Origin of the sequence: Amycolatopsis antarctica, from assembly GCF_002262875.1 — a bacterium.
In the GTDB taxonomy this organism is placed as follows: domain Bacteria; phylum Actinomycetota; class Actinomycetes; order Mycobacteriales; family Pseudonocardiaceae; genus Amycolatopsis; species Amycolatopsis antarctica.
This window is the reverse complement of the sequence record NZ_NKYE01000005.1, coordinates 167,232-177,747: the sequence shown is the minus strand read 5'-3', so window position 1 is coordinate 177,747 and position 10,516 is coordinate 167,232. Positions and strand designations below refer to the sequence as shown.

Annotated in this window: 10 protein-coding genes; 2 read left to right on the top strand and 8 right to left on the bottom strand. The window is 61.2% G+C overall.

Annotation, left to right across the window (positions count from 1 at the left end; translation table 11 throughout):
* Positions 1–105: 105 nt before the first annotated feature.
* From CFN78_RS10520 to CFN78_RS30295, 7 genes are all read right to left on the bottom strand, one after another.
* Positions 106–1,203 carry a pyridoxal phosphate-dependent aminotransferase gene (locus tag CFN78_RS10520; RefSeq protein WP_240519393.1) on the bottom strand — a complete coding sequence of 366 codons (1,098 nt, stop codon included), beginning with the start codon at positions 1,201–1,203 and terminating at the stop codon, positions 106–108.
* Between the two features lie 80 nt (positions 1,204–1,283).
* Positions 1,284–1,481, bottom strand: coding sequence for a hypothetical protein (locus CFN78_RS10515; RefSeq protein ID WP_094862537.1), 198 nt, complete (start codon positions 1,479–1,481; stop codon positions 1,284–1,286).
* 39 nt (positions 1,482–1,520) lie between these two features.
* The gene (locus CFN78_RS10510; RefSeq protein WP_094862536.1) at positions 1,521–2,546 is read right to left on the bottom strand and encodes an isocitrate/isopropylmalate dehydrogenase family protein; all 1,026 of its coding nucleotides are present in this window, start codon (positions 2,544–2,546) and stop codon (positions 1,521–1,523) included.
* A 40-nt stretch (positions 2,547–2,586) separates the two neighbouring features.
* Positions 2,587–3,216, bottom strand: coding sequence for a 3-isopropylmalate dehydratase small subunit (gene leuD, locus CFN78_RS10505; RefSeq protein WP_094862535.1), 630 nt, complete (start codon positions 3,214–3,216; stop codon positions 2,587–2,589).
* Positions 3,217–3,242: 26 nt separating this feature from the next.
* Positions 3,243–4,643, bottom strand: coding sequence for a 3-isopropylmalate dehydratase large subunit (gene leuC, locus CFN78_RS10500; protein WP_094862534.1), 1,401 nt, complete (start codon positions 4,641–4,643; stop codon positions 3,243–3,245).
* A complete protein-coding gene (locus CFN78_RS10495; RefSeq protein WP_094862533.1) occupies positions 4,643–5,839 on the bottom strand; it encodes a LeuA family protein in 1,197 nt (398 codons plus the stop codon). Before CFN78_RS10495 ends, leuC begins: the two co-directional genes overlap by 1 nt.
* A 154-nt stretch (positions 5,840–5,993) precedes the next feature.
* Positions 5,994–6,254 (bottom strand): ArsR/SmtB family transcription factor, encoded by a 261-nt coding sequence (locus CFN78_RS30295; RefSeq protein ID WP_420807874.1) that lies wholly within the window; start codon positions 6,252–6,254, stop codon positions 5,994–5,996.
* Here CFN78_RS30295 and CFN78_RS29750 point away from each other — a divergent pair.
* Positions 6,138–6,692, top strand: coding sequence for a hypothetical protein (locus tag CFN78_RS29750; RefSeq protein ID WP_240519373.1), 555 nt, complete (start codon positions 6,138–6,140; stop codon positions 6,690–6,692). The genes CFN78_RS30295 and CFN78_RS29750 overlap by 117 nt on opposite strands.
* A 382-nt stretch (positions 6,693–7,074) precedes the next feature.
* Here the strand turns inward: CFN78_RS29750 and CFN78_RS10485 are convergent, their stop codons facing one another.
* Complete coding sequence (locus tag CFN78_RS10485; protein ID WP_165777510.1) at positions 7,075–8,418, bottom strand: serine hydrolase domain-containing protein; 1,344 nt, start codon at positions 8,416–8,418, stop codon at positions 7,075–7,077.
* A 744-nt stretch (positions 8,419–9,162) separates the two neighbouring features.
* On the opposite strand from CFN78_RS10485, the gene CFN78_RS10480 reads away from it, so the two are divergent.
* A complete protein-coding gene (locus CFN78_RS10480; RefSeq protein ID WP_094862530.1) occupies positions 9,163–10,455 on the top strand; it encodes a sensor histidine kinase in 1,293 nt (430 codons plus the stop codon).
* Positions 10,456–10,516 lie beyond the last annotated feature (61 nt).

Here is a 10,516-nt window from a genome sequence, read left to right as displayed (position 1 = left end):
CCCGTCGGCCGGTGAGGTGATCTCCGCGACGGCCGGCACTTCGGGAATCAATTTTCTCTACCTCCACGAACGTTTCGGATAGTTCGGCGACCACCGACCACTCGGCTATCGATCCTGTCCAGCGACGAAATCCGCTAGAAGTTCCAATGCTTTGTCGGTCGCGTCCGGATCCCGGGCGAAAGTCACCCGGATCCACCGCTCTCCCTCCGCGCGATCCGAGAAGAACGCCGTCCCCGGAGCGACTAGCACCCCTGCCTCGGTGACGAGACGGCGAGCGAGCTGGCTCGAACTGGCACTGTGTGGACCAACTCCGGCCAGGACGAACCATCCACCCTCGGGAGTCTGGACGTCGAATCCCATACCGGAGAGTCGCGCGCTCACCGCGTCGCGGCGTTCGCGCAACATCTCCGCAGTGCAGAAGTCCTCGGGCAGGACAGCCGCCGCTCCGCTCTGCAGGGGATGACTGGTACCAACCGTAGTGCGCTCGTGCACACGCCTCAGCACCGTCGTCAAGCCCGGCTCCGCGACGCAGTACCCGAGCCGCCACCCGGTCATCCGGAGTGACTTCGACAGGCTCCCGGCGACGATCGTCCGTTCCCGGCACTCGGGGACGGAGGCGGGCGACACGTGGTCGGCGTCGAAGACGAATCGCTCGTATACCTCGTCCGATATGCAAGCGAGACCGTGTTCGACGCACATGTTCGTCAAATCGCGGATCTCACCTCGGTTGAGAACACTTCCGGTCGGATTGTTCGGAGTGTTCAGCAGGATCGCTCGCGTGCGACTGGTTATCCGGCTCGCGACCGCGGCCATGTCGAGTCGCCAGTCCGGCTGGGTCAGTGGTACCGGTACCGGTATAGCACCCGCCAGTTCCACCATTCCCGGATAAACCTCGAAGTACGGCTCAAGCAGGATGACCTCGTCACCGGGGTCGGTGGTCGACAACAGTGCGATCATGATCGCCTCAGTAGCACCACAGGTGATCGTCACCTCTGTGCCGGGGTCGACGTCCCAGCCACGGCCGCTTGACGAGAACTGATTCGCGATCATCCGACGCAGGCCGGGCAGGCCCGCTGGGGGTGCGTACTGGTGCAACCCCGACGACAGCGCTGCCGTCGCCGCGGTCACCGCGGAAACGGGCGGGCCGAGTTGCGGAATGCCCAGAGCGATGTCGATGGCGCCGGCCTCGTTCGCAAGACGCATCAGATCCGCGAGTTCCATCGAAGGGATACCGGCCGCACGCCGCGAAACCGGCAGAGATCGGCCGCCGGCAGCTCCGCCGATCATGTCCGCGTCCCCACACTCTCGACGAGGCTTCCCGGACGCAGGTCCGTCGAGCTCTCGTTCACGCAAGGCAGGCAATCCTCTTGCGCGGGCGGAGCGAACACAGTCGCATGGTCGTCGAGCAGCGCAACGAGTCGCGGCAACCAGTTCTCCAACATCGCGAAACTGTCGGTCCTGTCATCGAACGGGTTGCTCACGGGATCTCTCCATTCTCGGTCCGGCAATGCGTCGAGCGACTACAACTCCGAGACGACCGCCCGGCCAGCGTCCGCGGTACCGAGCTGGCCGCCGAGGTCGACGGTGCACCGGCGCGCGGCCACAGCTCGATCCACCGCGCCCCGAACGGCGTTCGCCTCGTCGGTCCGGCCGAGCTGGTCCAGCAGCATCGCGCCACTGAGAATCGCGCCGAACGGATTCGCCGTGCCGGTACCCGCGATATCGGGCGCGCTACCGTGCACCGGCTCGTACAATCCGGCGCCCGATTCCGGATTGATGTTGGCGGACGCGGCCGCACCTAGGCCACCCGCGACCTGTGCCGCCAGGTCACTGAGGATGTCGCCGTACGAGTTGTTGGTGACGATCACTTCGAACGATGCCGGGTCCTCCACCAAGCGCATGGCCGCCACATCGACATACAGATGCGTCTTCACGAGTTCCGGGTGGGCTTCGCCGAGATCGCGCCAGCACCGCTGCCACAACTCGCCGCTGTTTCGTACGGCATTTGCCTTGTCCACCATGCAAACGCCGTGGCGGGCGGCGCGTAAGGCGAAACCGATCACTCTGGAGACACCGAAATACGTACTGACCTCGGCATCGATCGCGGTCTCGTGATCCGTCCCCTCGCGCACCGTCCCGCCGACATCGACGTACAAGCCCTCGGTGTTCTCTCGCACCAGCACACAGTCGATGGCCCGGCGTGCGGGGTCGCGCAGCGGACTCAGTCGATCGTGGAGTAAGCGCGCGGGACGATAGTTCACGTACAGATCGAGCTCGAACCTCAGACGTAGCAGGATCTCTCGCGCGTAGTCGACCGAACGAACCCGGGGATCACCGATCGCGCCCAGCAGGATGCCGGCACCAGATCGGACTCGGTCCATATCCGCAGTTTCCAGTGTGCTTCCGTCGCGTAGATACGAGGTGGCATTGACATGATCAAGCACGTCGAATTTCAGTCCGATACCGAGTCGGTCCAGAACCACCATCGCCTGTTCGACGACTTCCGGTCCGATCCCGTCGCCGGGTATCACCGCGATCGTCGTCATCGGTGCAATCGCCCTTCGGGCCGACCGGCCCCGTCGCCACTCACGTCAAGCCACCAACAGGCTCTCGAATTGACGGACGATCCGAGCCGAGCGAAGGCAACCAGTATTTACGACTCTCCTCGTAGCGTCGAATCGACGATTCCCGGCGCATCGTTTCGTCGATGTCGTCCAGGCCCTCGATCAGTAGATGGCGTGCTCGGCTGTCCACTTCGAACGAGCTACGCAGATCGGCGGCACGAACCTCGCGGCGCAGGATGTCGACGGTGATCTCGAAGCCGGGATCCGATTCGCTGCTATCGAGCAAGGTTTCGACCACAGGCTTGCCCAGCGTCACCGCCAGAATACCGTTGCGCAAAGCGTTACGTGTGAATATGTCACCCAAGCTCGGTGCGATCACCGCCGCGATGCCCCAGTCCCTTAGTGCCCACACAGCATGTTCGCGAGAGCTTCCCGTGCCGAAGTTCGGCCCGGCGACCAACACCGTCGCATCCGACCGGTCGGACTGGTTGAACACGAAGTCGGGATCCTTGCGCCATCCCGCGAACAGGGCGTTCTGGTACCCGGTTCGGCTCAAACCTCGGCAGAAGTCGCTGGGAATGATCTGATCGGTGTCGACATCACCACGACGTAACGGGATGCTCCGTCCAGTGTGCTGCCTTATTGGCCGCATAAGATTCTCTCCTTTGACAAGAACGGTCAGACCAGGTCAGCCGGTGCGGACAAGTGCCCAGTTACCGCAGTGGCCGCGGCCACCTCCGGCGAAACCAGGTGCGTGCGCGCACGGTTTCCCTGTCGTCCCTCATAGTTGCGGTTCGACGTCGAAGCGCAGCGCTGGGCACCGGAGACACGATCAGGATTCATACCCAGGCACATCGAGCAGCCGGCGAGCCGCCACTCGGCACCTGCTCTGAGAAAGACCTCGTGCAACCCTTCACGCTCCGCCTCTCTGCGCACGCTCATCGAGCCGGGTACGACGAGCATCCGAACTCCAGGTGCGACTCGCCTGTCGCCGAGCACTCTTGCGACCGCGCGCAGATCCTCGATCCGGCCGTTGGTACAGGATCCGACGAAGACCGTGTCGATCGCGATGTCACGCATCCTCGTGCCCGCACTCAGGTCCATGTACGCGAGCGCCTGCTCGGCGGCCGCCCGCTCGGCAGGATCGGCCAGCAGACGCGGTTCCGGTATGACCCCACCGAGCGGTACCCCCTGGCCCGGATTCGTCCCCCAGGTCACGAAGGGAGTGAGGTCCGAGACGTCTACGACGACCGTGCGATCGAACTCGGCATCCGGATCCGACCGCAACGAGTTCCAGTAGGCGATGGCGTCCTCCCACGCAACGCCTTCGGGCCGGTTCGCCCGATTGCGTAGATACTCGAAGGTCACTTCGTCAGGGGCTACGAGCCCGGCCCTCGCACCGGCTTCGATACTCAGATTGCAGATTGTCATGCGACCTTCGAGCGAAGTGGCGCGGATAGCTTCTCCTCGGTATTCGAGAACGTACCCGTGGGCGCCGTTGGCCCCGATCTTCGCCAAGAGCGCGAGCATCAGGTCCTTCGGGGTCACTCCGTCCGATGGCATACCCACGAACTCAACGGCCATCGTCTTCGGCCGGGACAACGCCAGTGTCTGCGTCGCCAGTACGTGTTCGACATCGCTGGTCCCGATCCCGAACGCGAGTGCACCGAACGCGCCGTGTGTAGACGTGTGGCTGTCACCGCACACCACGGTCATGCCCGGATGCACGAAGCCCAGCTCTGGACCGACGACGTGCACGATTCCCTGAAGATCGTGGCCGTGCGAGTACAGCTCGATTCCCTGATCTCCGCAGTTCCGACGCAGTGTCCCGACCTGAAGCAAGCTGATCGGGTCTTTGATGACCCTCGAGTCGGTCGGCACGTTGTGGTCCTCGACCGCGAGCGTGAGATCAGGACGGCGCACCGGCCGGGCGGCTGTTCGCAGGCCCTCGAAGGCTTGCGGGGACGTCGCCTCGTGAATCAGATGCAAGTCCACGTAGAGAAGGTCCGGGTCGCTTTCTCCCCCTGAGTCCACGACGTGCTGCTCCCACACCTTGTCGAGCAGGGTGGTGCCTCCCATCACGAGCCTGCCCCAACGACCGCCCGGTCGGACAGCCTCGCGGCGACACGGTTGCGGAGATCCCCCAGTTCGTCGCAATCGCTGTTCGGCCGGTTCACCACGAACTCCTCGTACAGGTCGTCGAGCAGACCTGGATCAGGCGTCACGTCCATCGAATCGAGCAGATACCGCAGAATCGCCCTGCCAGAGTGCCGGCCGACAAGAAGTGCTCGCTCTCGGCCGAACGAAGACGGGTTGATGTACTCATACGTGGCCGGATTGCGAAGAATTCCGGCCTGATGTATGCCGGCCTGGGTAGAGAATGCGTTCACACCGAAGATCGGCTTATTACGGGACGGTTGCAGAGAAATAATCTCAGCCAACCGCTCGTAAGCCGCATAGAGACGCTCGGTCTCGATTCTGGTCACGCTATCCAGTTCGTTTTCTTTGTACCGGAGAACAGCCGCCAGTTGCTCCAGCGGGGTATTCCCAGCTCGTTCGCCTATTCCGCCAAGCGTGCATTGCACTTCGTTTGCGCCAGCCTCGACCCCCGCCAGCGCGTTGGCCAGCGAAAAGCCCAGATCGTCGTGACAATGCGTCGAGAGATTGACGCCGTGGGGCAACCACGAACGCACTACTGCGCACAGAGCGCCGAACTCCTGGGGGAGAGCGTAGCCCGTCGTGTCCGCCAGAATGATAGTTCCGGCGCCCGCATCCAATGCCTCATCGACCAGTGCATGAATCAGGTCGTGGCTTCCTCGGCTCGCGTCTTCGACTCCGAAGGAGACGTCCTTTGCTCCTAACGACAAGGCGAACCTAATCGATTCTCCTACTTCTCGCACAGCCTCATCCCGACTGATGCCACGCTTGTGCTCCAGGTGCAACTCACTGCCGGTTCCACAGATTTGCACCTGGTGGTTCTCTCGAGCACCACCAGCTTTCATCGATAGTTCGACGTCTTCGAGACTCGTCCTGTTGAAGGTTGCGAACTTCGCGGTCGTGAGCGCGTCCGCGATGAGTTGCGTCGCAGTGAAGTCCACTGGTGACGACCCAGGAAACCCTGCCTCGATGGTGTCGGATCCGTAGGCCTCCGACACCATCGCGAGCTCAACCTTCTGCTCCGGAGACATTGTGTTTCCAGGTGCTTGTTCGCCGTCACGGAGGGTCGCATCGAAGACTCGGACACGACGACGATGAGAAGCTTCGTACTCTGCCATTTTGAGTTCCTTGCGTCTCATTTATCAGACTTGGAGAGCCTCCTGAAAAATCACCCAATGGGCCCTTCTGAGGCTTACTTCACATACGATGCTAGCCTCGCCTGGCGCTAGGTCCACGCCTTTCACGCTGGACCAAAATACATGCTCAGCGCGCCTACACGACGTGTTCGATCTGCCAAAGACCACTCTGCGGACCCCCGCCGGATATTAAACTCACGCCTAATGGGGTGATGCTGTGCATGACACTGTTCCGGTTACGTCGAGTCGTGATCAACCCAGCACTCCGAAGTACACCGGTATGCTGACTTACACCGGCCGCGGAAATTCCCAGGCGTTCCGCAAGCTCCCCTGTCGTGCTACTGTCGCTAAGCGCATTGAGAACCGCAGCCCTAGTCCGGCCGACCAGCGCGCACAACGCTCCATCGCCGCCACTCCGACCGCGGATACCCCACATCTCTGTTACGGTCTTAAGTTCTGGCTGGGCAGAAAATATCAGCATCGGCTGATCATTTACCTGGTCGTTCTCAATGAACATCGCAGGCCGGTCCGCCATGAAAAACGATGGCGCCAGCAAGAGTCTTCGGCCGTTGAGGTGAACATCCTCGCCATGGGCGCCCGGGACCTCGAGTACCGGAGATCTCCACGTGACCCGCGGGTGCAAAGTGCTGAGCAGCCTCTCTACCCCACCTGTAGTGAGAATCCGACCACGAGTATCCCGTTCGGCGTGCAGGTATTTACGCAATCCATCCCAGTCTGGTTTTACGACGATTCTGCAGAATGCCTGAACTGCTGCAGATACATCACCCGCATTCATCCGAAGCGATCTGAGTGGGCCAAATTCGGGACTTTTTGAAGAATCGATCAACCACAACAGGTCGGCTGCCGAACGGGTGTTGCACACCAAACTGTTTACCCGCTGACTACTGCCGGCCAGCTGCACTTTGGCCCGCTCTCGCCATAACTGAAATGCGGAGTTTCCGGAATTTTTCAACGTTTCTAATGCAAACAACGATTCGGCAGTCTCGCCCGCCGTTGCTGTTACGCATATACGGGCCAGATCTTCAACTTCAAAGAATATTCGACGCACAATCAGCACACTCTCCGAGCAGACCAGGGATCACGCGCGCGACGGAGCGAGATCCTCGAACACGATGTGGCGTTGAAGTTTAAATGGCGGACCAGGATATCCACGGGTGCAAAACTTTTGCCGAACCCAATATTCTGGAGACATCTGATCAGATACCGACGGGTATCCGCTCGACATTATTGATCGATGTCCGAAAACTCGACATTCGCCCACTGAACTGCATGGATCGGATACGTCCTGTCACGCTGTCGCGCAGAAATCGCGCGGGGTGACTCGGTGTTGAAACATCCTTCTGGTGCACTAAGAAAGTATCCGGCCCAGCAACCGTCAGGCTGGCCACAAACCCGGTTCCATCATCGAGGGACAGAAGGTTCTGCGCGTCTACACGAAGCCTGAAGCATGTCGTGCCGTTGACATAGTCGCCGACATACTCAGCCGGGTCATGCCACTGCCCCGGCTGCACGACGGTGCGGCCACCGTAGTCGCCCACCTCGATACCCATCTCAGCCAGCTTGTCGACGAGATCCGCCCACAGCGCCAATCCGGTGGTTGCATTCGTCGTCAACGCGACAATCGTGCCATCGGCCGGATCGAACCGAAGCGCGCTCGTGGTTCCCGAGAGGGTTCCGTCGTGACCCGCCCACATCGACTGGTAGCTGTCGAGATACAAGCCCCAGCCCAGCCCCCACGCATGAGCGACACCGAACGGTTCGATGCCGGTCGGGCGGCGCATCAGTTCAGCGAGATCCCGATCTAGGATCGCGTTCGTACCGCCGTCGAGATGAGCCTCCGCGAACTTGAGCAGGTCCAAGGCCGTGCCCGCGATACCGCCTGCGGGCTCCCAGGCAGCGGGCAAGACGTTGGCCACTGGCACCACCCTGCCCGCGGATACGGAGTGTGCCGTGACGATCGAAGCCATCGGATCACTTAGTACGGCCGGGGTCAGCGTCAGGCCGAGAGGACCGGCGAGGAAAGATTCGACCGCGTCCCACCAACTCATGCCGGTGAGGCACTCGATCAACCGCCCGACAAGCACATAGCCCGTGTTGGAGTACGAAAACGCGACGCCGGCCGAATCCGCCTTGCAGGAGTCCTGAAGGCTCGACACATACCGGCGGAGCGTCGTGTTCTGCCGACCGTCGATCTCATGGTCCGAAACCAGGCCGCTCGTATGCCCCAGCAGCTGCCGCAGCGTTACATCGTGCAGACACCCGATATCCCGAAGCTCGGGGACATGCGCGTCCACTGGTTCGTCCAGGTCAATGTCACCATCGGCGACCAGTTGCATGGCAACGGAGGCCGTAAAGGATTTGCTGACCGATCCAAACGGAAACCGACTACCCCAGTCGACCGGTTCCGACGTCCCATAGGCGGTGTGACCGAACACCGCCGAGTAAGTCTCGCCGCGATGCCGAACCGCCAACTGCGCCCCTGGGATCCGATGTTCCGTACTCAGGTCGGCAAGGACGCCTGTCAAACGGGAAAGACTCATAGTATTGCCCCCAATGCAACAGCCATGGTCATGGCCGACCATCATCTGCTCATAACGGTCGAAATAGCACCACCAAACACCGACCCGTCCGGTTTCAGACGAGCGACGTCTGGTAGTGCCTAGCCTACCCGAAACGGTAGGCTTGGCACCATAAGCGCTGTAGATTCTTTCCAGGCGAAGCGCAACACTTATTTACTCAGGAATAAAAGTCCCAGCGTACGGCTTCATTATGCCGTCAATGTCGAGCCGCGCTGATGGGATGGAATCACCGGGGCGCGCGCGAAACATGACGCCCATCCGCAAGCGTGAGTGCTTGCTCGCCAATACGGACGAAATTCCAATTAAGGCAATCAAGCGAAGTTGCGCGGCTGCGACCGATTGGTCGGTATCAGTTCTGACCGTGACTGTTAACAGATAAATTTCCGTGAATTAAGTGGCAAATTTTGGTCAAAACTAAGCTGGTCTCCTCGTCGGCGCACAGATGCTCCGTCAGGTGACCAGAAGAAATTCAACGCTTGCTGTGCACGATGGTGCGGGACACTGCCTTGCAGGCGGTTTCCTCCCGGCGTCAAAGTGTCCCGGCTCAGCAGGAGAACGTCGAGCGAGTTCTGCGCCCGCCTGGGTTTGACGGTTGCTCCACTCGAGTGATCTATGCAGGCTAAGGCCCCTCACTTGGCCTAATGATCGGGCAAGTTTAGGACGCTTCTGCCGCACAAGCGTCGCGTCTCGCAGTAGCCTCGTCGCATGGTTACCCCCCCGCCGAACGAGCGGCGGGCCAGAATCGGCCACCCTGTCCGTTTTCTGGCGTCGGCCGGGCCATGGCACTCGTTCGCCTACGTCATCACCGGAGCTGGAATCGGCAGCCTGCTGCTTCTGGCGCCAGCGGCCGCCATGCTCGGGGAATACTCGCAATCGCCTGCGACCGCAACAGCCGTGCTGGCGATTCTTATTTTGTTTCTGGTGGCGCGACCGCTCGCATCGATCGAGCGAACTCGACTGACCCTGACGACACGGAACAGAAGTGTGAATTATGCTCGTAAAGACGAGAAGAAAGTTTCTTATTGCGAATATGTTCGACGAGGACGGGCGTTCCGTGAGTTGGCCTACGCGGTCGTGTTCACATCGCTGTTCACTTTCCTGAATCTCGGCCTTCTCGGCGTTACTTTCTTCTGCATCGCATTGACGATTCTGCCCGCGGTGGTAGTTTTTGTCGCGCCCGATACCGTCATGCTTGGCAGCATCGGTACGGTCGATCACGTCGGAGATTCGCTGCCCTTCGCCGCAGCGGGCGTCGTAGGTGCGATTACGTGCATTTATTTGGCGTCGTTGTCCGCAGCCGGTCAGGCAGCGTTCGCCACATTCGTGCTGCTGCCAAAATCGACCCCACAGAATAAGGTGCAAGAACTCACCCTGTCTCGAGCAAGGCTCGTCAGTACGTTCGACGCCGAACGCCAGAAGATCGAGCGAGATCTGCACGACGGTGCACAACAAAGGCTTCTCGCGGTGTCGCTCACCCTGAAGTTGGCTGGGCTGGAGCTCCAGGAGCACCAGAGTGCGAGCGCGCGCCTGGTGGGCAAGGCGCAGCGCGAAGCACAGCAAGCGCTGACCGAACTGCGAGAACTCGTGCGGGGGATCCATCCGAGAGTGCTGACGGAACGCGGCGTGGAGGCCGCGATCGAGGACCTGGCTACACGCTGCCCTGTACCAGTCGAGGTCGACGTTCTGCTGAGTACTCCGCTGACGCCATCTGTCGAGAGAGCCGTCTACTACTTGGTCAGCGAGGCACTGACGAACGTGGTGAAGCATGGTTCGGCAACGCTGACCCAGGTCAGCGCCGCCATGTACGGAGAAAGATTGCACGTAACGGTCAGCGACGATGGGGTGGGAGGCGCGGATTCCGCCAAGGGCAGCGGGTTGAACGGGCTGGCCGATCGCATCGCGGTCCTTGACGGGCGACTGACCCTCACTAGCCCGCCCGGAGGACCGACCATCCTGACGGCGGAGATTCCGGTAGGTCAGGCCGCTGAGAGGGATTGACTCGTAGGCCAGCCCGTGGGGTGCGACCCCGCTCCAGCTCACAATGATCACCCTCTGTGGC

Coding starts and splice junctions, on each gene's coding strand:
- CFN78_RS10520 (WP_240519393.1), bottom strand. CDS start 1,203: ATGCGTCTTGCGAACGAGGCCGGCGCCATCGACATCGCTCTGGGCATT.
- CFN78_RS10510 (WP_094862536.1), bottom strand. CDS start 2,546: ATGACGACGATCGCGGTGATACCCGGCGACGGGATCGGACCGGAAGTC.
- leuD (WP_094862535.1), bottom strand. CDS start 3,216: ATGCGGCCAATAAGGCAGCACACTGGACGGAGCATCCCGTTACGTCGT.
- leuC (WP_094862534.1), bottom strand. CDS start 4,643: ATGGGAGGCACCACCCTGCTCGACAAGGTGTGGGAGCAGCACGTCGTG.
- CFN78_RS10495 (WP_094862533.1), bottom strand. CDS start 5,839: ATGGCAGAGTACGAAGCTTCTCATCGTCGTCGTGTCCGAGTCTTCGAT.
- CFN78_RS29750 (WP_240519373.1), top strand. CDS start 6,138: ATGCTGACTTACACCGGCCGCGGAAATTCCCAGGCGTTCCGCAAGCTC.
- CFN78_RS10485 (WP_165777510.1), bottom strand. CDS start 8,418: ATGAGTCTTTCCCGTTTGACAGGCGTCCTTGCCGACCTGAGTACGGAA.
- CFN78_RS10480 (WP_094862530.1), top strand. CDS start 9,163: ATGGTTACCCCCCCGCCGAACGAGCGGCGGGCCAGAATCGGCCACCCT.